Raw genomic sequence first — 22,954 nt, 5'->3', positions numbered from 1 at the left:
ATGGCATTGGTGGAAATTAAAGTCCCCGATATCGGCGACATCGACGAAGTGGCCGTCATCGAGCTGCTCGTCAAGCCGGGCGATACGGTCAAGGCCGAGCAATCGCTCATCACGGTTGAAAGCGACAAGGCATCCATGGAGATCCCCTCCAGTGCCGCAGGCGTCGTAAAAGAACTGAAGGTTCAGCTCGGCGACAAAGTCGGCGAAGGCTCGGTCGTGCTTCTGCTTGAGGCGGAGGGCGACACCGCTAGCCCCGCGAAGGCAGCTGCAGCGCCAGCGCCGGTCGCACAGGCACCCAGCCCAACGCCCAGCTCGCAAGCCCCAGCGGCTACTCCAGCCTCCACGCCGGCCGTCAACAGCGGTACGGTTGAGGTGCGTGTGCCTGATATTGGCGACTTCAAGGATGTCGCCGTGATCGAAGTGTTTGTCCAGCCGGGCGATACCGTCAAGCTCGAGCAGAGCCTGATCACCGTGGAGTCAGACAAGGCTTCCATGGAGATTCCCTCCAGCGCGGCCGGCGTCATCAAGGAATTGAAGGTCAAGGTCGGCGACACGATCAACAAAGGTGATCTGCTGGCGCTGTTGGAAGGCGTGGCGGTTTCTGCTGCAGCGTCTGCCCCTGCCTCTGCTCCCACCACTGCTCCTGCGGGTGCGGTCAAGAGCGAACCCGCGAGTCCGGCCCCGGCACCCGCATCGGCCGGCGAGCGCGAAGCCGCCCATGATCCCTCCAAATCTCCGGTGGGCCTGCCTTATGCCAGCCCCAGCGTGCGCAAGTTTGCGCGCGAGTTGGGCGTGCCGCTGAACGAGGTCAAGGGGAGCGGCATCAAGGGCCGTATCACCCAGGACGACGTGCAAGCCTTCACCAAGGCCGTCATGGCTGGCACCGCGCGCACCAAGGCGCAAGGGCCAGCCGCAGTGGGGGAGGTGCCACAGGTGGTGGCGAACTTGGCCTGATCCCCTGGCCGAAGGTTGATTTCGCCAAGTTTGGGCCCATCGAACGCAAGGAGCTCTCGCGCATCAAGAAAATCAGTGGAGCCAACCTGCTGCGCAATGCGGTCATGATCCCGGCGGTCACCAACCATGACGATGCCGACATCACAGATCTTGAAGCCTTCCGTGTTTCCACCAACAAGGAAAACGAGAAGAGCGGCGTCAAGGTGACCATGCTGGCGTTCCTCATCAAAGCCTGCGTCGCCGCGCTGAAGAAGTTTCCCGAGTTCAACTCCAGCCTCGACCTCGACGCGCTGGTTTACAAGAATTACTGGAACATCGGCTTCGCTGCTGACACACCCAATGGCCTGGTGGTGCCCGTGATCAAGAACGCCGATCAGAAAGGCGTGCTGGCCATCAGCAAGGAAATGGGAGAGCTGGCAGCCAAGGCGCGTGACGGCAAGCTGGGCCCGGCAGACATGAGCGGTGCCACGTTCACCATCAGCAGCCTGGGCGGCATAGGGGGCCGTTATTTCACCCCCATCATCAACGCGCCCGAGGTGGCCATTCTGGGCGTCTGCCGCTCCAGCATTGAACCCGTATGGGACGGCAAGCAGTTCCAGCCGCGTCTCATGCTGCCTCTCTCGCTCACCTGGGATCACCGTGTCATAGACGGCGCTTCGGCCGCGCGCTTCAATGCCTACCTCGGCCAGATTCTCGGCGACTTCCGTCGCGTGCTGCTGTGAAGGGCCCGACTATGAGCGAAATCCAAATCAAGGTGCCCGACATTGGTGACTTCGAGGAAGTCACCGTTATTGAGCTGCTGGTCCAGCCCGGAGACACGGTCAAGCAGGAGCAAAGCCTGATCACCGTCGAGAGCGACAAAGCATCGATGGAAATCCCGTCGAGCCACGCGGGTGTGGTGAAGTCGCTGACCGTCAAGCTCGGCGACAAGGTGGGCGAGGGCTCGGTGGTTCTCACCATGGAAGTGTCTGAAGTAGCGTCCGCCTCTGCGGGGGCGGGAAGCGGGGTAAGTGCTGAGCCGCCATCCGAGGGCGTGCCAGCGAAAGCTGCATCGCCTGCTTCAACTTCCCCTTCTGCCGCGGCTGGGAGCCAGCAACCCGCAGCGCCGGCTGTCAGTTTTGGCGGCGGCGCGGATCTTGATTGTGATGTTCTTGTGCTCGGTGGTGGCCCGGGTGGTTACAGTGCAGCATTCCGCGCGGCCGATCTGGGCTTGAAGGTGGTGGTTGTAGAGCGTTACGCAGCGCTCGGCGGCGTCTGCCTGAACGTCGGCTGTATTCCCTCCAAGGCGCTGCTGCATGTCGCGGCGGTCATGGATGAAGTGAGTCACCTGGCGGCGCTAGGGGTCGACTACGGCGGCGCACCCAAACTCGACATCGACAAACTTCGTGCCCATAAAGAAAAAGTCATCGGCAAGCTGACGGGCGGCCTCGGCGCCATGGCCAAGATGCGCAAGGTGACGGTGGTGCGCGGTTACGGCAGTTTCGTCGGTTCCAACCATGTTGAGGTCGAAGAGACGACCGGGTCCGGTCAGGAAAAGACCGGCACCAAGAAGGTCGTGGCCTTCAAGAAATGCATCATCGCTGCTGGTTCACAGGCTGTCCGTCTGCCTTTTATGCCAGATGATCCACGTGTGGTCGATTCCACCGGCGCGCTCGCATTGAAGTCCGTGCCCAAGAGAATGCTGATACTCGGTGGCGGAATCATCGGCCTGGAAATGGGAACTGTCTACAGCACACTCGGCGCCCGTCTCGACGTGGTCGAAATGCTCGACGGCCTCATGCAAGGGGCTGACCGCGATCTCGTCAAAGTCTGGCAGAAAATGAATGCCCCGCGCTTTGACAACATCATGCTCAAAACCAAGACGGTGGCAGCCAAGGCTACCGATGCGGGCATAGAAGTCAGCTTCGAAGGCGAGGGTGCACCCGCTCCCCAGACTTACGACCTGGTGCTGCAAGCTGTGGGCCGCAGTCCCAACGGCAGAAAAATCGGAGCCGACAAGGCGGGCGTGGCCGTCACTGACCGAGGTTTTATCAACGTCGACATCCAGATGCGTACCAATGTGCCGCACATCTTTGCCATCGGTGACATCGTGGGTCAGCCTATGCTGGCGCACAAGGCGGTGCACGAAGCGCATGTGGCGGCCGAGGTGATTGCCGGCGAGCTCAAGGGCGACGAGGCCTTGGCGCGCAGCGCGTTCAACGCACGTGTGATCCCGAGTGTGGCCTACACCGACCCAGAGGTTGCCTGGGTGGGCTTGACTGAAGACCAGGCCAAGGCGCAGGGCATCAAGGTGAAGAAGGGCCTGTTCCCCTGGAACGCCTCTGGCCGTGCCATCGCCAATGGGCGGGACGAAGGTTTCACCAAGCTCCTTTTCGACGACAGTCCTGAGGCTCACGGCCACGGCAAGATCCTTGGCGGAGGGATCGTCGGTACGCATGCTGGCGACATGATCGGCGAGATCGCTCTGGCGATTGAAATGGGTGCCGACGCGGTAGACATTGGCAAGACCATTCACCCGCATCCCACCCTGGGCGAGAGCATTGGCATGGCTGCGGAAGTGGCCCACGGCAGTTGCACCGACGTGCCGCCGCCGCGCAAATAGAAGGCCCTCCCCCTTGGACCGCCGAGCTCCAGTCCGGCATCTCCGCGACTCTCCCTCTGGGACCGCCAAGCTCCAACTTGGCACAGCACCTCTCGTGCCCCCCGCGGTTGCCGAGCCGGAGCTTGGCAGTCCCAGGCGCGTTTCCTGTTCTGCGACACTCAGGCGAAATGCAGAATCTGATTCGTACCCTCAAGACCTCCAGGTCGGCGTTGTTACCCTTAGCGTTGCTTCTACATGCAACGTTCATTCATTCGATCGCCCACGCTGAACTAGCCCCGCGCAACCCCTTCTACATCGTCCCCACGGTAGAAGGCATTTTGCTTTGCGACGAAGCGCGCAACGACTCAAGACAGTCCAACTTCGCTAAGGCCATGGAGGCTTGCGAGCGAGACAACCGTACCGGATCCGCTGCGCTCAATCGGCTGCTGGAAGAGCTGGAACCCGGTGGGGGCAAAGGGCAGGTTCAGATCGGTTATCTGCTCACAGTGCAGTTGCTTAGCCTCTACAAGGCCCAGGGGAGCGACTGGGTAATTGACGATCGGCGGCTGGATGCCCTGTTGCGAGTGCTGACCGAAGTCAAGCGCCCAGTGGTCGTTTACCTGCAGTCCACGCACTTCGACACCCAGGGTCCACTGCCCACTGCTCTGGCCCAAGACCCCCGCAATCTGGCGCTTTTCGCCGACGGCACGCCGCCACAACTAGGGTACTTCGGCTTTGCCATCGCCCCGTTCACGCTCTCCACAGACCCCACCCTACCGGTCAATGCCTATCGCTTCGCGGCATTGAGGTACGTCATCAAGCGGCTGCAGGCACTGCCGGCAGAAGTGCATGAGCGCATTGTCGGAATATCACTCGCAGGCGAAATTCATCAGCTTTTTCCGGATTTCGAGAACGGCATGGGTGCGTATGACGACATCCGTGTCACCGATTACAGCGCGGCTTCTGTAGATGGTTTCCGGCGCATGCTGGAGAAACGCTACGGCAGCGTTGACAAGCTTAATGCCGCCCTGAGCTTGAATGAGACATCGTTTGACACCATTGCGGCTCCCAGCAAGAATATTCGCAAGGATAGGCTCAACCGTTTCAGTGAGCACTACGACGCCTGGGCCGACGGCCGTCTGCCCGTGTCAGGCTGGGTGTTCGACCCGGAAAACCGGATCAGCGAATTGCAGTTGTACGTGGATGGCCAATTTATTGCGCCCATGTCTCGCGGCATGAACCGGCTGGACGTCTACCGGGCCGTGGAAGAGATCACCACCCCCAATCTTGGCTTCAGGCACGATCTCGACTTCAGCGCCATGAAACCGGGGAGGCACCGGGCGCAGGTCGTGGCGGTGACTGGTAAGGACCGTTACCTGCTGGCTGAAGCACCCTTCGTGGTAGTTGGGCGGGACCAAGGCAAGGTGCCGGACCATCTGCCCGCAGGTGTGCAGGGCCTGAAGACCGAAGGAACCGTGTCTCGAATTCGCATGTTCATCGACAAGGTTCTGCGCAAACTTGGCTTCAACAGGCCTTTGCCACGTCCTGCCACATTGCCTGGTGTCCGCTCCTGGCTAGACATGCCCAAATCGCTTCAAGACGTTTACTACAACCCCTTGGCACGCGAATGGAATCGATACCGCGACGAGCAGGCCCTGGCCTTCATGACGCTGTTCTTCAATACGGCACGGGAGGCAGGCCTCCCAGCGGAAAAACTGTTCTCGCACCAGATCATTCCGCAGATCAATTCATCCTGGAACCCTCAGCTGTTTGCTGTCGACAGCACGCTCCAGCCGAACCTGCCCTGGAGGCCCGGCATCAACATGTACGGTGGTGCGACCAACAGCGCTTGGCTGAGGGACTTCATGAAACAGCGAAACCTCACTGACTACGGCGCGCCAGAATTTCACCCGCAGCAGTGGAAGAATCCCGCTGCCGCCTTGGAGGCCTTGCGCTGGCAATATGACTCCGGTGCGCGGTTCGTCAGTCCAATGTATTTTTCATTGGTCCCTGACCGGTTTAAAGCCAGCGCGGAGACCGGCGTCAACCGCATGGAGATTCGACTTGACAACCCAAAAGACGGCTCCGCCGCGTTCTACCAGGCCATTCGGGAGTTTGCGGCGCACTGATCAGCAGCTGGAGTCGCTTTAGAGCTTCCCAGGACCCTTTCGGCGCCCGGCGTTCCGGAAAGAAACAAAGGGGGTTTGCTTGTAGGAGCGGCTTCAGCCGCGATTGGCTTCCTTCGGAGCGCAAGACGCCAGTGATGACGGTGACCCTTCGCGGCTGAAGCCGCTCCTACAAAGGCAGGGATGATGGAGGCCGTTTCGGGCTTTCAAAGTTTTGTTTCTCATGAGGGTGTCGCAAATGGCCTCATTCTTCTCCCCTCTCCCTCCGGGGGAGGGGGTCAATCGCCAATGCTGCACAAATCACTTTTGCGAACCTCATAAAGCCCCTCTGAACAGGAAACAGCCTTCTAAAAGTCAGGTCGCGGCCGCAAGAAAGTGCCATTTACTCTAAGACCGGCTTCGGTAATAGAGATTCTGTGGGTGCTGCCCCTCCGCAAAGAAACTCCAGCGCTCCGCGAGCATGCCGATCCATTGAATGACGAAGAGCATGGCCAATAGAGCGGCAGACGTTGCGGCAGGTGCAAGGGCCAGTGCAAGGACGGGAAAAGCGAAACCTAACAGCGCGGAAGTCCAGCGGATCGCCGCCACAGTTTGTGGCGTGCGTCCATGAAAGAACTCACGGGTGTTGAACGATCCTGCCATCGCCCCTTGCGCCTTTTGCTCTACCTTGGGGTGCCTCACTCCAATGGCAGTCTGAGTCGTGGTCGTAGGCACCAAACGCAGATTGCGCCAAAGGGTTGCGCCTCGTGTCAATGCGCCGGCAATGATCAAGCAGATCGTCAACTTTGCGAGCGTGGGCGCAAACTGCGGCGCCAGCCAGGCCGTCAGCGCCGTAGCCAGCAGCATGCCGGAGGAAATCCCCAGCAGCGCGTAATTTAGCGGCGTGAGCGGTGTGGCCCATTGACGAATCGCCTTGACGGCAGCGTAGATCATGCCAGTGCACAAGTACAACAGCAGCGCGAGCGCGGCGGCGAGAATGGCGGCAACCATACTCGGCGTGCCCATCCAGTGAAGCCCACCCCAAGCAGCCACCGCCGCCATGAATGCGGGCAGCACGATCACTTCACGCGAGAGCCATGACGTGCGCCACATCGCAGCCGAGCGCCAGGCGCGCATCGGGCGGCCCAGGTGGAACGTGGCTGCCACCAGACCTATCGCTGAAAAAACCAGAATCACGGCAGCGCCTGTAGTGAACAGGGCTTGCGGTGCCTCAGCCAGGCGCCATTGCACAGCCAGCTGAATGCCGACCAGAACCAGAAGCAGCCCCTGTGCAGCGCCTGCCAAGGTCGTGAAGAAAATCATTGAGAACGGGGGGTGCATTTTGAGTGCCTAAGATTCGATGAACAGGTGGGTTTTTAGGGGGTGCTACCCTCATTTGCACTGACTTAAGCCTTAAGGATGCCCTGCATAACTCCCTGCGGTCGGTGGCAGCACGGCCTCGGGCGATCCGCTGCGTTGCTTTTCTTGCCAATAGCTGGGCTATTGGCTGCAAAAAGTCGCCTTGCGCCTCATCCCGATCCGCATTACCACCGCCTCGCGAGGGTTATGCAGGGCATCCTTAAGAAGGGCATTATTTGTAGGAGCGGCTTTAGCCGCGAGAGGCCTTGCGCGGTTAATGGCGATGTTTGTGGCGCAGGGGTTTCGCGGCTAAAGCCGCTCCTACGACTGCAGGGTTGGTTGAATCGCATATCCCTTGAATAAGTGCCGTTCGTACCAGGATTAGTGCTCCCAGTCGGCTTCAAGTGGGCCACCTGCGCCGTATTTCGGCTCCCGACCTTCCAGCCTCAGTGGGTTTTCTTCGCGAACGATTTGTTGAGGGTCTATGCGAAGTTCGTTTTTACGCCGTGGGAGGTAATGGTTCGCTGGCAGCGTGCCTTGCTCTGGCATGAGCGGGTAGCCGCCTCGCTCACGGATGGCGGTGGACACTTCAGACTCGGGATCATGCACATCTCCAAACAGACGGGCGCTTGTGGGGCAGGCAATCACGCAGGCGGGGCGGCGTTCAGCCTGTGGCAGCTTTTCATCGTAGATGCGATCCACACACAGCGTGCATTTGGTCATCACCTGGCGCTTTTCGTCCAGTTCGCGCACTCCGTAGGGACAGGCCCAAGCGCAGTACTTGCAACCTATGCATTTATCGTAGTCCACCAAAACAATGCCGTCTTCCTTGCGCTTGTAGCTGGCGCCAGTCGGGCACACCGGCACGCACGGAGGTTCCTCGCAATGCAGGCAGCTTTTGGGGAAATGAACGGTTTGCGTATTGGGGAACTCGCCCACTTCGAAGGTCTGCACCCGGTTGAAGAAAGTGCCGGTGGGGTCCGCATCGTATGGGTTCTGATCGACCAGCGCCCCTGCGCTGCCCGAGGTGTTCCACTGCTTGCAACTGGTGACGCAGGCATGGCAGCCGACGCATACATTCAGATCGATCACAAGCGCCAACTGGGTCATGGCGTGTCTCCCTTTGACAATTCTTCTTTTTGAGCGCCGCCAGCAAACCATGCCAGCCATTTCGGTGCGCGAGGGCGACCGGGGGCGCGGGCACTGCATCAAACTGCGGCCAGCTTTGCTCGGGCTCATCGGCATCGGCCTTGCGGATCCGCACGCGCACGTCGTACCAGCCAGCCTGTCCGGTCACGGGATCGGAGTTTGAGGCTCGCATTCCGTTGCCATCCGCAGGCAGTTCTTCGCTTATGAGATGATTCAACAGGAAACCGAGCTGCGATTCATTGGCTTCACTCGATAGGGCCCAGGCGCTCTTGGCCTTGCCAATCGCGTTCCAGGTCCACACGGTTCCCGGCTCCACCGCCTCGCTATGGCGGCACATGCAACGCACCTTGCCCCACATAGATTCGGCCCACATCCAGTCGCCGTCTTCTATGCCTTCTGCGCGCGCAGTCACGGAGTTGACGAACAGGAAGTTGTGCGCGTGGATCTGCCGCAACCAGGCGTTCTGCGAATCCCAGGAGTGGTACATCGCCATGGGCCGCTGTGTGACCGCGGCAAGTGGGTAGCGCTTCAGGTCCGTGGTTTGCAATTCAAGCGGCGTGTACCAGAACGGCAGCGGATCAAAATAAGTGGCTACGCGTTCGCGCAAGCGCTCGGGTGGTTGCCGACCTGAGCCCTTGCCCTGTGCGGCCAGACGAAAGCGCTGCATGAACTCTGAATAGATGTGGATCACGATCGGATCCAGATCGCGCCGCAAGCCCACCTGTTGCGCCCACTCAAGATAGCCTCTGTTCCAGTTGCGCATGTACTGCAACTCAGCTGGCATGGTCACATGGTGTACGCAATTATTGGCGGCATACTTCTCCCACTGGTTGGGGTTGGGTTTGCCGCGCATGGATTGCTTGCCATCTTCCCCGCGCCAGCCGATCAGGAATCCGATGCCCGAGCCAGGCGCCGTCTCGTAGTTGACAATGAAGTCTGGGTAGTCCCGGTACTTTCGACTGCCGTCCGGTTGCGTGAAGGCCGGCAGTTTCAGCCTTGAGCCAAGTTCTATCAGCACTTCCTGAAAAGGCTTGCATTCCCCACGCGGCGGCAGTACCGGGACCCTGACTGAATCGCAAGGTCCGTCGAACTCACTGATCGGGCGGTCGAGCATGGACATCACGTCGTGCCTCTCCAGGTACGTGGTGTCGGGCAAGATCAGATCAGCGAAGGCCGTCATTTCAGACTGAAACGCATCGCACACCACAATGAACGGAATGCGGTATTCGCCCGTGCTCTCGTTCTTGTCCTTGAGCATCTCGCGCACCTGCGAGGTGTTCATGCTGGAGTTCCAGGCCATGTTGGCCATGAACAGCATCAGGGTGTCGATCGGGTAAGGCTCGCCACGCCATGCATTGGTGATTACGTTATGCATCAGCCCGTGCGCCGAGAACGGATACTCCCAGGAGAACCCCTTGTCGATGCGGATCGCCTCACCCGCCTCGTCCACGAACAGATCCTCTGGGGATTCGATCCAGCCCAGCGGAGGCGCATCAAGCGGCTTGCCCGGCTGCACCGATTGCGGCCCCTTAGGCGGGCGCGCATTCGGCGGCACAGCGCGAGGGTAGGGTGCTTTGTGGCGAAAGCCCCCGGGCCGGTCAATCGTGCCAAGCAACGACATCAGAATGGACAGGGAGCGTATCGCGTGGAAACCGTTGCTATGGGCGGCCAAGCCTCGCATGGCGTGGAACGCCACGGGGTTGCCCTTCACGCTAGCATGTTTTCGTCCCCACCAGTCTGTCCATGGAATAGGCAGTTCCACGGTCTGGTCTCTAGCCGTCACGCCCATTTCGTGAGCCAGGCGCCGGATGGTGTCCGCAGGAATGCCGGTGATCTCGGCGGCCCATTCCGGAGTGCAATCACGAACACGCTCTTCAAGCAGTTGGAAAGCCGGCACCGCTGGCGTGCCGTCGGGCATGCTGTATTCGCCAAAAAGGGCCGGGTCTGCCCCCTCGGCATGATCGGGCACCGCTTGATTCTGATGGCGATCCCACCACCAGAAATTGTGGGGCCGCAACGGGTTGATCACATCGCCCTCTTCATTGCGAAGCATCATCCCGAAGTCGTCACTCTCCTCATCACGATTGACCAATTGCCCAGCATTCGTATAGCGCGCCACAAAGTCCCGGTCATACAAGCCCAGGGCGATCAACTCCCGAATCAGGGCCATGAAAAGGGCGCCATCCGTGCCCGGACGAATCGGGATCCATTCGTCGGCAATGGCCGCATAACCGGTGCGCACCGGGTTGATGGCGATGAAGCGCCCACCTGCGCGCTTGAATTTTGAAAGCGAAGCCTTCATGGGGTTGCTGTGATGGTCTTCGGCCGTACCAATCATCACGAACAGCTTGGCGCGCTCCAGGTCAGGGCCCCCAAACTCCCAGAAAGAGCCGCCGATGGTGTAGATCATTCCCGCAGCCATGTTCACCGAGCAGAAGCCTCCGTGGGCGGCGTAGTTGGGCGTGCCGAACTGGCGTGCGAACAGGCCAGTGAGCGCCTGCATCTGATCGCGCCCAGTGAACAGCGCGAAGCGCTTCGGGTCAGTGGCGCGCAAATGAGCCAGGCGATCTTGCAGGATGGTGAACGTTTCTTCCCAGGAGATTGGTTCGAACTCTCCTGCGCCGCGTTCGCTGCCCGCCTTGCGGCGAAGTGGTTGCGTCAGCCGTGCGGGCGAGTACTGCTTCATGATGCCCGAAGAACCCTTGGCGCACAGAATCCCCTTGTTCAAGGGGTGCTCAGGGTTGCCTTCGATATAGCGCACCTCGGGCCCTTCACCCCCATCGCGCAGGTGCACGCGAATGCCGCATCGGCACGCACACATGTAGCAGGTGGTGGTTTTGACTTCCGTGGTTGCGCCGGGTAGTGGCGGTGCCAGGGGGTTATGCAGCGGCGAGGTCTCCGAACGGCTCATGCGTGGGGTGCTCCACTTTTACTTATTACTTGAAGTGCTATAGATCGTATACGGGAGTCATAAAGAGTAAAAGCGGATAATGGTGTTCAGAATGATCGAAAAATCAGATCAATTGCCCAGGGATGCCCTGCATAACTCGCTGCGGTCTGTGGCAGCGCGGCCTTGGGCGATCCGCTGCGTTGCGTTTCTTGCCAATAGCTGGGCTATCGGCTGCAAAAAGATGCCTTGCACCTCATTCCGATCCGCACCACCACCGACTCGCGAGGGTTATGCAGGGCATCCCTAGACTTACGCTACGGCAGCTGAGTGTCTTTGTCGCCTTGGCACGCACGGGCACCACTCATGCGGCGGCTGCGGAGACCTCGCGTTCTCAGTCGGCGGCGAGCTCCGCATTGACTGAACTTGAAGCCGCCCTTGGTGTGGCCGTGTTCGACCGGGTGGGCCGGCGGCTCGTGTTGAACGCCAACGGTCGAGCACTGTTGGCGCCGGCGCAGGCGGTGCTCGAGCAGGCGGGGGATATTCAATCGCTCTTTCAGTCTGAAAGAGGTGCACACATCCGCATCGCGGCGAGCTTCACCATTGGTGAGTATCTGCTGCCTGACCGTATCGCCGCATGGGTTCAGGCATGGCCGAAAAGCCTTATTCAGGCTCGAGTCGGCAACACCAAGGACGTGATCGACGCCGTGGCCGATCTGGAAGTCGATGTTGGTTTCGTGGAAGGCCCGCAGACCCACACTGAAGTCACCATTCATCCCTGGCTTGATGATGAGCTGATCATCATTGCAGCGCCAAGTCACCCGCTGGCAGGGCGCGTGGCCACCCAGCGAGAGCTGGCTGAATCGCAGTGGGTTCTGCGCGAACTGGGCTCAGGCACCCGACAGGTGGCAGACGAGTGGCTGCTCAGCCATCTTCCGCAGGTCAAGGTGGCTATGGAGCTAGGCAGTACGGAGGCTATCAAACGGGTGGTGGCGTGCGGCAGCGGCATCTCCTGCCTATCCAGGTATGCCGTGCAGGAATCACTCCAAGACGGCCGCCTGGCACTCGTGCGTGCCGACTTGCCCAAAGCCAAACGGCGCCTTGGAATTGTGTTGCATCGCCGCAAGCAGCACGGTCAGGCCTTGCTCGATTTCATCCTCCATTGCGGTGCACAGATTGGTGAGCCTGGATCCAGTTGACCGCTTGCAATCATCAGGGAAAGCCGCGTGAAACACGTTCTGAGCAAAGCGAAGCCCAGCACCCGCTGCTCCTCGTCAGGCCTTCTTTTCCCTGGGAAGCCGCCCCATCAGATAGAACTCGGCATTAGGTTGCATGCCCGTAACGCTTGCCATTCGGTTAGATAGCCCGAAGAAGGCAGTAATTGCTGTGATGTCCCAGATATCTTCATCGTCGAAGCCGTGAGCATGCAGGGCCTCGAAGTCAGCATCGTCCACTTCGTTCGAGTGTTGACACACCTTCATCGCGAAATCCAGCATCGCTTTCTGCCTGAGGCTGATGTCCGTCGCCTTCCGGTAGTTCACCGCCACCTGATCCGCCACGGTTGGCTTTTTCTCGTAGATCCGTAGCAAAGCGCCGTGTGCCACCACGCAATAGAGGCACTGATTGGCTGCGCTCGTGGTGGTGACGATCATCTCCCGATCGCCCTTCGTAAGGCGGCTGCTCCGGCCAGTACTTTCCGGATCCATCAGCGCATCGTGATAGGCAAAAAAGCCCGCCACTCTGCGGGTCTGCGCGCCAGCGCCAGAAACACATTAGGCACAAACCCAGCCTTAGCCTGCACTTCAAGCACTTTCGCCTTGATATCTTCCGGCAAGGAATTGATGTCGGCGAGAGGATAGCGGCTCATGACTTGATCTCCTGCGAATGTGGTCGCATCTTACTGGATGCCCCGCGCCATCTGACCTGCACACCAATCCCCCAGCAGGCAAAGCAGTGAATCTAGGCCGAGCGAAGCAAAGGCCCGCATCGCACCCAAGGCCGAGCGAAGCAATAGCCCGAGTCAGGTCTCCCGCCCCTCTTGACGTGCCGAGAAGCGCAGGGCGAGGGGAGGGCAAGGGCACTGCAAGATGCCCTTGCTTCGTGAACTGACTCGCTCCGGATGTTTGAGCGTAGAGAACGCAGTGAACAAAGCGAGTTCCGGAGCGCCTCCCCTCGATCAAGCATCGCAGGCTGCCCGAAGCGAAGCGCAGGGACATGGCAAGTGGGGTCGCCTTTTCTTTGGTGTCTTTCTTTTTGCGGAAAAAGAAAGATACTGCGCCGCCGGGCGCACATCCCGGCATACGACCTCAACCAAAGAGCAGAAGATTTTTAGCTCCCCAAAGACCCAAAGACCCAAAGACCCAAAGACCCAAAGACCCGTACCGCTCCCTGGCCCAGCCCAGCCCAATTCCTCCGCCTCTCGGGAAAGAAAAAGACGCTTAACCCCACCCCTTACCCCATCAACCTCTGCACCAACTCCGCAGCATTCCCAGCCCCATACTTGCGCATCAACCGAGCCCGGTAAATTTCCACAGTCCGGTGACTGACCCCCAACTCCCGCCCAATTTCCTTACTGGTCAGCCCCCGCAGTAGTTGGGCTGCCACCTCCCGCTCACGGGCCGTGAGCGTTGCCGTCACCGGACGCTGCGCACTCAAATCCTCGAACGTCCAGATTCCCGCCGCATGAGGTTCGGAACGATCCAGTGCTCGCCCCGTCACGTGGCACCAGAAGGTTTCCCCCGAGCGCTGACCGCCCACGCGTCGCATCACGCGGTTGTCTGCATATACGCCGTGAATATTCAGAATCGGCGCAATACGTTCCCCTGTGCGCTCGTACTCGTCCGCGCTCGGGTAGAGCACGCGAAAACTCTGGTCAAGCAGCTGATCCGGCGAGGCCCCAAAAATCTCGCAGACACGCTCGTTGCAGTCGACAATGATCCGCTGGCGAGAAAGAATAAGCCCCACCGGCGCCAGCTGGAATGCCGTTCGATAATCAGGTGCCGGATCAGAGATGCTAGGGATACCCATTACGAAATACTACGTAACCAGATACGTAGTATCGTTCATGGCGCGTTGTACCCCCCCGACGATTTTTTCCTGACTGGAGAGATATTCCGTGAACAAGATATTCCCCTCGGCTGACGAGGCGCTCAAAGGCGTCGTCAAAGACGGCCAAATGTTGGCTGTCGGCGGCTTCGGACTGTGCGGCATTCCGGAGGCCCTGATCCAGGCGCTGCACGACTCAGGCGTGAAAGACCTCACCTGTGTGTCAAACAATGCTGGCGTAGACGGCTTTGGTTTGGGCAAACTTCTCGAAACACGGCAGATCAGGAAAATGATCGCCAGCTATGTGGGCGAAAACAAGGAATTTGAGCGCCAATACCTGGCCGGTGAGCTGGAGCTCGAATTCACGCCCCAGGGAACCCTGGCTGAAAAGCTGCGCGCCGGCGGGGCGGGCATTCCGGCCTTCTTCACCAAGACGGGCGTAGGCACCTTGGTGGCCGAGGGTAAGGAACTGCGTGAATTCGACGGTCAGACTTACGTCATGGAACGCTCGCTCGTGCCAGATGTGGCCCTGGTCAAGGCCGATGTGGCAGACCGCTCCGGCAACCTGCGCTTCAACCTGACAGCGCGTAACTTCAACCCCGCAGCGGCCATGGCCGGCAAGATCTGCATTGTGGAAGTAGAGCGCATCGTCGCCACCGGCGAGCTGGGACCCGACGACATTCATCTTCCAGGCATCTACGTGCATCGCATCGTGCACAACCCCAGTCCCGAGAAACGCATTGAAAAGCGCACGCTGCGCGAAGGCAAGTAGGAGACACAGACATGGCTTGGACTCAAGATCAAATGGCGGCGCGCGCCGCGCAGGAACTGGAAGACGGTTTTTACGTCAACCTCGGCATCGGCATTCCCACGCTGGTGGCCAACCACGTTCCGGCAGACAAGGAAGTTTGGCTACAAAGCGAGAACGGCATGCTCGGCATTGGCCCGTTCCCGACCGAGGCAGAGGTCGATGCCGACCTGATCAATGCCGGCAAGCAAACTGTGACCACCATCAAGGGCAGCAGTATTTTTGGCAGTCACGACAGTTTCGCCATGATCCGTGGCGGCAAGATCAACCTGAGCATCCTGGGCGCGATGCAGGTCAGCGAGAAAGGTGATCTGGCCAACTGGATGATCCCCGGCAAGATGGTCAAAGGCATGGGTGGCGCCATGGACCTGGTCGCCGGTGTGCCGCGCGTGATCGTGCTCATGGAGCACGTGGCGCGCAAGAAAGACGGCACCACCGACATGAAGATCCTGCCTGAGTGCACATTGCCGCTGACGGGCGTGGGTGTGGTTGACCGCATCATCACGGACCTGGGTGTGTTCGACGTCACTGACAAAGGTCTTAAAGTTACAGAACTGGCCGACGGCGTCACATTCGAGGAAGCCCAGTCGAAGACCGGGGTAACCTTGCTCAAGTAAGCGCGGGTCTTCAAGAGCCTGTTCATAGTCTCGGCGCAAGAAGGGCAACGGACCCCGCGAGGAGACTTTGAACACGGTCTGACTGCCCACCACTGCTTATTGTTTTTTGGTTTAGCTCGCAGGAAAACAGATCATGAATTTGAAGAACAAGACCGCATTGGTCACCGGTTCAACCAGCGGTATCGGGCTGGGAGTCGCTATTGAGCTGGCCAAGCAGGGAGCCAATATCGTCATGAACGGCTTTGGTGAGGTAGAGGGCCCCAAGGCCCAGATCGCCGCCACGGGTGTCAAGGTGGAATACCACGGGGCGGACATGAGCAAGCCCGCAGAGATCGAGGCCATGATGGCCTTCGCCGCCGAAAAATTCGGTGGTGTGGACATTTTGGTCAACAACGCTGGCATCCAGCATGTGGCCAACGTCGAGAATTTTCCACCCGAGCGTTGGGATGCCATCATTGCGATTAATTTAAGTTCGGCTTTCCATACCACGCGATTGGCCGTGCCTTACATGCGCGAGAAAAATTGGGGCCGCATCATCAATATTGCCTCGGCGCACGGTTTGGTAGCCTCTGCCGGCAAGACGGCCTACGTTGCGGCCAAGCACGGCATCGTTGGCCTGACCAAGGCAGTAGCCCTTGAAACCGCCACCACCGGCATCACCTGCAACGCCATCTGTCCTGGCTGGGTACTGACGCCCCTCGTGCAAAAGCAGATCGATGACCGCGCTGCCCGCGAAAAAATCAGCGTCGAACAGGCCACCAAAGAACTCCTGCAAGAAAAAGAGCCTTCCCTTCAGTTCACCACACCCGAACAACTCGGCGGCATGGCGGTCTTCTTCTGCACCCCCGCCGCCGACAACGTCCGCGGCCAAGCCTGGGCATCAGACGGCGGCTGGACGGCGCAGTAATCGCCTTGAGAGCTACCCAGGGGCCTTTCGGCGCTCGGCGTTCCGGGGAGAAACAAGAGGGTTTGCTTGTAGGAGCGGCTTCAGCCGCGATGGGTTTCCTTCGGAACACTAGACGCCATTGATGACGGTGACCCTTCGCGGCTGAAGCCGCTCCACAAAGACAGGGACGATGGACGCCTTTTTGGGCTTTCAAAGTTTTGTTTCTCATGAATACGCATCACTGCGTGAGCATGCGCTGATCAGAGAACTTATAGGGCCGAGCGAAGCAAAGGCCCGAGTCATGTCTCCCTGCCCCTCTTGACGTGCCGAGGAACGGAGCGCGAGGGGAGGGCAAGGGCACTGCAAGATGCCCTTGCTTCGTGAACTGACTCGCTCCGGATGTTTGAGCGGCGAGAGCGAAGCGAACAAAGCGAGTTCCGGAGCGCCTCCCCTCGTGCGAGTACCACAGGTTGCCCGAAGCGAAGCGCAGGGACGCGGCAAGTGGGGCCGCCTTTCTTTTGCCTACGTTTCTTTGGCGGAGCAAAGAAAAGTAGGTGCGCTGCCGGGCGCACATCCCGGCATACGACCTGTATCAGAGAGCTGAAGCCAATTAGTATTGACAGGCACAGGCACAGGCACAGGCACAGGCACAGGCACAGGCACAGGCACAGGCACAGGCACAGGCACAGGCACAGGCACAGGCACAGGCACAGGCACAGGCACAGGCACAGGCACAGGCACAGGCACAGGCACAGGCACAGGCACAGGCACAGGCACAGGCACAGGCACAGGCACAGGCACAAGTCAACCAGCGCCGAAGAAGTTCAAGGCAAGACAGCCCCTTCCCCGTCATGGTACAAAATCGGCCATATGCTGTTTCTTCTTTCCCCCGCCAAGGCGCTGGACTATGACACCCCCGTGCCGGCCGACATCCCCCACACCCAGCCGCTCTTCACCCGCCAGTCTGCCGAACTCATCAAGGTTCTGCGCGAAAAAACGCCTGCACAGATTGCCGAGCTGATGCACCTGAGCGACGCATTGTCGTCACTCAATGTGGCGCGCTATGAGGCCTGGTCGCCACGCTTCACCTCCAAAAACTCCAAACAAGCCGTGCTGGCCTTTGACGGCGATGTCTACGGCGGCCTGGACGCCAAAAGCCTGACCCCGGCCCAACTCGAATGGGCGCAAGATCACCTATGCATACTGAGCGGCCTCTACGGCGTGTTGCGCCCATTGGATCGCATGCAGCCCTATCGCCTCGAAATGGGCACCCGGCTACAAACGGACCAGGGTCCCAATCTCTACAAGTTCTGGGGAAGCCAGATCGCCGACTACCTCAATGAACGCCAAGATGGCGACAAGGCACCCACCATCGTCAACCTGGCGTCTCAGGAATATTTCAAATCGGTAGACCGAAAAGCCCTGAATGCGCGGGTCATTGAATGCGTATTCGAGGACTACAAGTCCGGCCAGTACAAAATCATCAGCTTTCTCGCCAAACGGGCGCGAGGGTTGATGGCCCGCTACGCCATACAGCATCGCATCTCCAGCCCGAAAAGGCTGGAAGCTTTTGACCTTGAAGGTTACGCTTTCGAACCCGCTGCTTCCGAGCCGGACAGGCTCGTGTTCCGCAGGAAACGTTGAAAGTTAACTTCCATGACCCAGCAAATCACCCCAGAGCTTCGCCAATGGATCATCGATCAGGCCCAGGCCGGTCACAGCGCGGAGTCCGTGCTCCAGTCGATGAAGGCCTCAGGTTGGGATGAACAAGTGGCTATCGAGGCCATGGAGTCCACGCTGCGCGTCCATTTGGAGCATCAGGCGCAAGCCCAGGGCCTGCCACCAGCAGTACCCGTGCCGGAGCCTGACATCTCAGACTCTCCGCTCTATCTGGATGCCGGAGACCGCCGCGTGGCGGTGCTGAGCAGCATGGCGTTGCCGCGCCTGGTGGTGTTCGGCGGCCTGCTGTCCGACGAGGAGTGCGACGCGCTGATCGAAGCTGCCAAGCCTCGCATGAGCCGATCGCTCACGGTCGCCACCAAGACAGGCGGCGAAGAAATGCACGCAGACCGCACCAGCCAGGGTATGTTCTTCCAACGCGGGGAGAACGAGCTGGTTTCGCGGATCGAAGCGCGCATAGCCAAGCTCGTCAATTGGCCGGTACAAAACGGGGAAGGCATTCAAGTGCTGCAGTATGTGCCCGGCACGGAATACAGGCCCCACTACGATTATTTCGACCCTGCTGAGCTAGGTACTGCCACCATTTTGAAGCGAGGTGGCCAACGTGTCGGCACGGTGGTCATGTACCTCAACGAACCCGAAAAGGGCGGGGGCACTACTTTCCCTGGTGTGCACCTGGAGGTGGCGCCCAAGCGTGGCAATGCCGTCTTCTTCAGCTACGAACGTCCGCACCCGTCTACCAAGTCGCTTCACGCTGGAGCACCAGTGATTGCTGGCGAAAAGTGGATTGCCACCAAATGGCTGCGTGAAGCTGAATTTCGCTAGGAACTCGCAAGCATGTGTGCAAATGAGCGTCATACGACGCTGAAGGCGTTGCCTCCATGAAGATCCAAGCCAACGGCATCACCCTGGAGGTAGAAGACTCTGGCGGTTCTGGTGAGACGGTGCTGCTTATCATGGGCTTGGGTGGGCAACTGATTCACTGGCCCGCAGGTTTGGTACAAGCGTTGGTGGATGCCGGTTATCGGGTGCTGCGCTTCGACAACCGCGACTCCGGCTTGTCCACTCACCAGGTGGCGGAGCCTGCACCCAGCATTCCCTGGGTCGCTGCCCAGGCTTGGCTGGGCCTCGGCGCCCGCGTCCCCTACACCCTGGCAGACATGGCTGCCGATGCATTAGGCCTGCTGGATGCGCTGGGCGTGCGCAGCGTCCACGTCGTGGGCATGAGCATGGGCGCCATGATCGGTCAACGCCTCACCCTGGCCGCCCCCGAGCGCGTTTGCAGTCTGACTTCCATCATGGGTAGCAGCGGTGCTCGTGGCCTGATGAAGCCCAGCACAGAGGTGCTCCGGGCTGCTGCCAGCAAGCCACGTGGCCATTCGGACCTCCAGGCCCTCGCGAGCTACTATCTTCGATTTTTAACGGCCATTTCCAGCCCCACGCTTGCGCCACCGGAAGCAGCGCTCCGCGAAGCGTTCGAGCGAACCCTCCGCAGGCACCCGCCAGACACAGCTGCCACCTACAGGCAGTTGGCCGCGATCCTCACTGATGGGGATCGAGCCGAAATGCTCGCGCGCATCGATTGCCCCACACAGGTCATTCATGGTGCCGAAGACCCTCTGGTACCTGTGGCTTGCGGCGTGGATACAGCGCGGCGCATTCCTGGCGCGCGTTTGCAAATTATTCCTGACATGGCGCACGATCTGGCACCATCACCCCACCCCGAGATCCTGCGTCGCGTCCTGGATGTACTGTTACCTTTCCTGGCCGAGCACAGCTCTCACCGGAAGCCATGAGTTCTCACATGAATCATTCCCCAGGCGCAGCGGACTCCCCGCTAGGAAGATCCACTTCCTATACCGATCATTACGATCCCCTTCTGCTTTTTCCTATAGCCCGCGCGCCGCAACGAGCGGCCATGGGCATTGAGGGCAGGCCCATGTTCTTTGGCGCCGATCTCTGGACGGCGTACGAGCTCTCATGGCTGAATGCGCGCGGTAAGCCGCAAGTGGCCATTGCACAGTTCATGATCCCTGCCGAGAGTACCCACATCATTGAGAGCAAGTCATTCAAGCTTTATCTGAATAGCTTCAACGGCACGCGCATGGCCGATTCCGAGGAAGTGCGCCAGCGTATTCGGAGCGATGTGAGTGCCGCTATTTGGCATGACGGCCCGGTCGGTTCGTCGGCAGGCGTCAAACTCGTACTGCCGGACGACTTCGATCGCGAGCCGATTCACGAGATGGACGGTCTGAACCTGGATCGCCTGGACATCGACTGCGACCGCTTTCACCCCGCGCCTGAGCTGCTTTCATCCGCCGTAGACGAGCAGCCCGTGACGGAGACACTCACCAGCCGTCTGCTCAAGAGCAACTGCCCGGTCACCGGTCAACCCGACTGGGCCAGCGTTCAGATCAGCTACACCGGTCCTCAAATCGATCAGGCTGGGCTGCTCCAGTACATCATCAGCTTTCGCGGCCATGACGACTTCCATGAGCATTGCGTCGAGCGCATGTTCATGGACATCTGGACGCGCTGCAAGCCCGCCAAGCTCGCGGTCTACGCTCGCTACACCCGCAGAGGAGGCTTGGACATCAACCCCTGGCGCACCAGCCACCCCTGTCCGCTGCCGGCTAACGTGCGAATGGCTCGGCAATAGGGCTCAGTGCCGGCTCTGTACGGGGGCCGCACAGCCTGGACGCGGGCTTTTTACTGCCCGAACTCGTCAAAAGGGTGAAGTTCCGAAAGGGGGGAACTGCGCCGCGCGCTTGTCCTTCATTGCGGTCACTGCTTCCCGGACATGCGCATTGCTCCAGATGGCGCCTTGCAGCCAGCCCATCTGCCTCAGGCTGTCTTCCACGGAGTGGTCGCGCGCATAGTTCACGGCTTGCTTGGTTCCCCAGATCGCGACGGGTGGCTTGGCGGCAATTTCTGCCGCGCATTGCAGCCCTGCGGCGAGGGTGGCTTCTTGCGTTTCATACACCTCGTTGACCAAGCCGTATTCCTGCGCTTTCTGTGCGCTCAGCCGGCGTCCGGTGTATGCCAGTTCCTTGACCACAGCCAGTGGCATCAGCTTGGGCAAACGCTGCAAAGTGCCCACGTCGGCCACCATGCCAATGTTGATTTCCTGGATGCAGAAAAATGCGTCGGCACTGGCATAACGAATACAGGCTGCAGTCACCATATCCACGGCACCACCGATGCAGCCGCCATGAAGAGCCGCGATGACGGGTATGCGAAGGTTTTCTATTTTGCTGAAAGTAGCCTGCATGCCCGTCAGTAAATCGAAAATCGCCGCCCGTCCTTCCGGACTTTTATCGTCCATCTGAATGGCGCCTCCGAAGACCTCAAGCGCCATACCCGCAGAAAAATGCTTGCCAGTGCTGGAGATGACCAGCGCTCGCGCATGGCTGCCCTGGTGGAGATGCGTCAATACCTGGTCCAGCTCCCTCCAGAACGCCGGGTTCATGGTGTTCATGGCCTCAGGGCGGCTCAGCACCAGGTGTGCAACCTGGTTGGAGATGGTCAGTGAAAAGCAGCTGAGTTCGGGTAGCAAGGTCAAGGCGTCATCTCCTCAATATCTTGTTAAAACAACTCTCCCGTCAGCGCCCTCGGCTCTCTGGCACGGACGGCAGAGGAGTGGGAAGGGGCGTTGGCGTCAGGGCTTGCGGTATAGGGGCGCGAACCATTCTCCGCAGCATCCGCTTTTACCAGGGAGCCTACACGCACTCCCAACAGACGCAAGCGGCGGGATAGGTCGGCGCGCTTCAGGCACTGCCCCGCCACGCGGCGGATCAGTCTGGCGTCCGAGGTGTAGATGTCCATGCTCTGGTCTCGCGTGACAATCTTGAAATCGTCGAACCGCAACTTGATACCGATGGTTTTCCCCTTGTACCCTTTGGCAGTCAGGTCACTTGCAACTTGCTCGCACAAGCGGGTGAAAATTGCACCCAGGGTGTCGCGGTCATGCACCGCGTGCAGGTCCCGGTCGAAAGTGGTTTCCCGACTCATGCTGACGGGTTCGCTTTCAGTCACCACGGGACGCTCGTCACGCCCATGCGCCGCGTCGTTCAACCACGCCCCGTAAGATTTTCCGAAGTGGGCGATTAGCCAGGCACGGTCACGAGCAGCCAACTCGCCTATGGTGTGAATGCCGTGACTCTTCAGGCGTTCGTCGGCCTTCGGGCCAATCCCATTGATCTTGCGGCAGGGCAGGGGCCAGATCAAGCTTTGCAAATCGCTCTCGCGAACCACGCTGATGCCGTTGGGCTTGTTGAACTCGCTCGCCATTTTGGCAATCAGCTTGTTGGGCGCCACACCGACGGAGCATGTCAGTCCGGTGGCGTCTGCAATGCTTTTCTGGATCAACCGCGCCAGCACACGCCCCCCTTCGCGCTGGCCGCCTGGCACGTCGGTGAAGTCAATGTACACCTCATCCACCCCGCGGTCTTCCATGATCGGGGCAATTTCCCGGATCAGCTGTTTGAAGATCCGTGAATACTTGCGGTATTGCTCGAAATCTACCGGCAGCAAAATGGCCTGCGGGCACAGTTTGGCCGCTTTCATCAAACCCATGGCCGAGCCGATGCCGAACTGCCGCGCCGGGTAAGTGGCCGTGGTGATCACACCTCGCCCCACGTAATCACGCAGCAGCGGAAAGAAATCGACCGGAATTTCAGCCAGGTGCTCGGTCGTCCATTCGCGCTCCGGATGCGTCTCGTTCAGCCGCGCAAGAAGATCGTCCTCGCGCCGCCGCGCGCCGCCAATCACCATCGGCAACCCTTTCAGTTGAGGGTAGCGCAGCCATTCAACGGAGGCGTAAAACGCATCCATATCGAGGTGGGCAATTCGGCGGGGCTTCATTTCATGGACTAACCTGGACG

14 protein-coding genes and 4 pseudogenes are annotated in these 22,954 nt (G+C 59.8%); 11 read left to right on the top strand and 7 right to left on the bottom strand.

Annotation, left to right across the window (positions count from 1 at the left end; all coding sequences use genetic code 11):
• From aceF to AAAK34_RS15370, 3 genes and pseudogenes are all read left to right on the top strand, one after another.
• Nucleotides 1–1,676: pseudogene (gene aceF / locus AAAK34_RS15380) on the top strand (dihydrolipoyllysine-residue acetyltransferase).
• 11 nt (nucleotides 1,677–1,687) lie between these two features.
• Complete coding sequence (gene lpdA / locus AAAK34_RS15375) at nucleotides 1,688–3,556, top strand: dihydrolipoyl dehydrogenase (RefSeq protein ID WP_231694448.1); 1,869 nt, start codon at nucleotides 1,688–1,690, stop codon at nucleotides 3,554–3,556.
• 167 nt (nucleotides 3,557–3,723) lie between these two features.
• Complete coding sequence (locus AAAK34_RS15370) at nucleotides 3,724–5,664, top strand: hypothetical protein (RefSeq protein ID WP_231694449.1); 1,941 nt, start codon at nucleotides 3,724–3,726, stop codon at nucleotides 5,662–5,664.
• 384 nt (nucleotides 5,665–6,048) lie between these two features.
• On the opposite strand, the gene AAAK34_RS15365 is transcribed toward AAAK34_RS15370, so the two are convergent.
• From AAAK34_RS15365 to AAAK34_RS15355, 3 genes and pseudogenes are all read right to left on the bottom strand, one after another.
• Entirely contained in the window at nucleotides 6,049–6,981 is a 933-nt protein-coding gene (locus AAAK34_RS15365) for a DmsC/YnfH family molybdoenzyme membrane anchor subunit (protein WP_231694450.1), read from the bottom strand.
• 399 nt (nucleotides 6,982–7,380) lie between these two features.
• Nucleotides 7,381–8,109, bottom strand: coding sequence for a 4Fe-4S dicluster domain-containing protein (locus AAAK34_RS15360; protein WP_231694451.1), 729 nt, complete (start codon nucleotides 8,107–8,109; stop codon nucleotides 7,381–7,383).
• A gap of 79 nt (nucleotides 8,110–8,188) precedes the next feature.
• A pseudogene (locus AAAK34_RS15355) lies at nucleotides 8,189–10,969 on the bottom strand (molybdopterin oxidoreductase family protein); the annotation flags it as partial.
• Nucleotides 10,970–11,328: 359 nt separating this feature from the next.
• Between AAAK34_RS15355 and AAAK34_RS15350 the strand changes: the two are divergent.
• Entirely contained in the window at nucleotides 11,329–12,234 is a 906-nt protein-coding gene (locus tag AAAK34_RS15350) for a LysR family transcriptional regulator (protein WP_231694452.1), read from the top strand.
• A 75-nt stretch (nucleotides 12,235–12,309) separates the two neighbouring features.
• Here the strand turns inward: AAAK34_RS15350 and AAAK34_RS15345 are convergent.
• Nucleotides 12,310–12,902, bottom strand: a pseudogene (locus AAAK34_RS15345) (peroxidase-related enzyme).
• A 584-nt stretch (nucleotides 12,903–13,486) separates the two neighbouring features.
• Nucleotides 13,487–14,062: a PAS and helix-turn-helix domain-containing protein gene (locus AAAK34_RS15340; protein WP_231694454.1), complete on the bottom strand. Its 576-nt coding sequence runs from the start codon at nucleotides 14,060–14,062 to the stop codon at nucleotides 13,487–13,489.
• An 88-nt stretch (nucleotides 14,063–14,150) separates the two neighbouring features.
• Between AAAK34_RS15340 and AAAK34_RS15335 the strand changes: the two genes are divergently transcribed.
• From AAAK34_RS15335 to queF, 7 genes are all read left to right on the top strand, one after another.
• Complete coding sequence (locus tag AAAK34_RS15335; RefSeq protein WP_231694455.1) at nucleotides 14,151–14,852, top strand: CoA transferase subunit A; 702 nt, start codon at nucleotides 14,151–14,153, stop codon at nucleotides 14,850–14,852.
• An 11-nt stretch (nucleotides 14,853–14,863) separates the two neighbouring features.
• The gene (locus AAAK34_RS15330) at nucleotides 14,864–15,505 is read left to right on the top strand and encodes a CoA transferase subunit B (RefSeq protein WP_231694456.1); all 642 of its coding nucleotides are present in this window, start codon (nucleotides 14,864–14,866) and stop codon (nucleotides 15,503–15,505) included.
• Nucleotides 15,506–15,638: 133 nt separating this feature from the next.
• Nucleotides 15,639–16,412: a 3-hydroxybutyrate dehydrogenase gene (locus AAAK34_RS15325; protein ID WP_231694457.1), complete on the top strand. Its 774-nt coding sequence runs from the start codon at nucleotides 15,639–15,641 to the stop codon at nucleotides 16,410–16,412.
• 849 nt (nucleotides 16,413–17,261) lie between these two features.
• A complete protein-coding gene (gene yaaA, locus AAAK34_RS15320) occupies nucleotides 17,262–18,035 on the top strand; it encodes a peroxide stress protein YaaA (RefSeq protein WP_231694458.1) in 774 nt (257 codons plus the stop codon).
• 12 nt (nucleotides 18,036–18,047) lie between these two features.
• Nucleotides 18,048–18,896: a 2OG-Fe(II) oxygenase gene (locus tag AAAK34_RS15315; RefSeq protein ID WP_231694459.1), complete on the top strand. Its 849-nt coding sequence runs from the start codon at nucleotides 18,048–18,050 to the stop codon at nucleotides 18,894–18,896.
• A gap of 56 nt (nucleotides 18,897–18,952) precedes the next feature.
• Nucleotides 18,953–19,867 carry an alpha/beta fold hydrolase gene (locus AAAK34_RS15310; RefSeq protein ID WP_231694460.1) on the top strand — a complete coding sequence of 305 codons (915 nt, stop codon included), beginning with the start codon at nucleotides 18,953–18,955 and terminating at the stop codon, nucleotides 19,865–19,867.
• An 8-nt stretch (nucleotides 19,868–19,875) separates the two neighbouring features.
• Nucleotides 19,876–20,730 (top strand): NADPH-dependent 7-cyano-7-deazaguanine reductase QueF, encoded by an 855-nt coding sequence (queF, locus tag AAAK34_RS15305; RefSeq protein ID WP_231694461.1) that lies wholly within the window; start codon nucleotides 19,876–19,878, stop codon nucleotides 20,728–20,730.
• 50 nt (nucleotides 20,731–20,780) lie between these two features.
• On the opposite strand, the pseudogene AAAK34_RS15300 reads toward queF, so the two are convergent.
• Both AAAK34_RS15300 and dinB read right to left on the bottom strand, forming a co-directional pair.
• Nucleotides 20,781–21,633: pseudogene (locus AAAK34_RS15300) on the bottom strand (enoyl-CoA hydratase-related protein).
• 23 nt (nucleotides 21,634–21,656) lie between these two features.
• Complete coding sequence (gene dinB / locus AAAK34_RS15295; protein ID WP_231694463.1) at nucleotides 21,657–22,934, bottom strand: DNA polymerase IV; 1,278 nt, start codon at nucleotides 22,932–22,934, stop codon at nucleotides 21,657–21,659.
• Nucleotides 22,935–22,954 lie beyond the last annotated feature (20 nt).

The sequence above is a fragment of the Ottowia caeni genome, assembly GCF_050821495.1.
In the GTDB taxonomy this organism is placed as follows: domain Bacteria; phylum Pseudomonadota; class Gammaproteobacteria; order Burkholderiales; family Burkholderiaceae_C; genus Ottowia; species Ottowia caeni.
This window is presented reverse-complemented; position numbering and strand designations above follow the sequence as displayed.

What these genes read in the sequence shown, in the direction of transcription:
- lpdA (WP_231694448.1), top strand. Translation starts at nt 1,688, where the DNA reads ATGAGCGAAATCCAAATCAAGGTGCCCGACATTGGTGACTTCGAGGAA.
- AAAK34_RS15315 (WP_231694459.1), top strand. Translation starts at nt 18,048, where the DNA reads ATGACCCAGCAAATCACCCCAGAGCTTCGCCAATGGATCATCGATCAG.
- AAAK34_RS15360 (WP_231694451.1), bottom strand. Translation starts at nt 8,109, where the DNA reads ATGACCCAGTTGGCGCTTGTGATCGATCTGAATGTATGCGTCGGCTGC.
- AAAK34_RS15340 (WP_231694454.1), bottom strand. Translation starts at nt 14,062, where the DNA reads ATGGGTATCCCTAGCATCTCTGATCCGGCACCTGATTATCGAACGGCA.
- AAAK34_RS15310 (WP_231694460.1), top strand. Translation starts at nt 18,953, where the DNA reads ATGAAGATCCAAGCCAACGGCATCACCCTGGAGGTAGAAGACTCTGGC.
- AAAK34_RS15330 (WP_231694456.1), top strand. Translation starts at nt 14,864, where the DNA reads ATGGCTTGGACTCAAGATCAAATGGCGGCGCGCGCCGCGCAGGAACTG.
- yaaA (WP_231694458.1), top strand. Translation starts at nt 17,262, where the DNA reads ATGCTGTTTCTTCTTTCCCCCGCCAAGGCGCTGGACTATGACACCCCC.
- AAAK34_RS15365 (WP_231694450.1), bottom strand. Translation starts at nt 6,981, where the DNA reads ATGCACCCCCCGTTCTCAATGATTTTCTTCACGACCTTGGCAGGCGCT.
- queF (WP_231694461.1), top strand. Translation starts at nt 19,876, where the DNA reads ATGAATCATTCCCCAGGCGCAGCGGACTCCCCGCTAGGAAGATCCACT.
- dinB (WP_231694463.1), bottom strand. Translation starts at nt 22,934, where the DNA reads ATGAAGCCCCGCCGAATTGCCCACCTCGATATGGATGCGTTTTACGCC.
- AAAK34_RS15370 (WP_231694449.1), top strand. Translation starts at nt 3,724, where the DNA reads ATGCAGAATCTGATTCGTACCCTCAAGACCTCCAGGTCGGCGTTGTTA.
- AAAK34_RS15350 (WP_231694452.1), top strand. Translation starts at nt 11,329, where the DNA reads ATGCAGGGCATCCCTAGACTTACGCTACGGCAGCTGAGTGTCTTTGTC.
- AAAK34_RS15325 (WP_231694457.1), top strand. Translation starts at nt 15,639, where the DNA reads ATGAATTTGAAGAACAAGACCGCATTGGTCACCGGTTCAACCAGCGGT.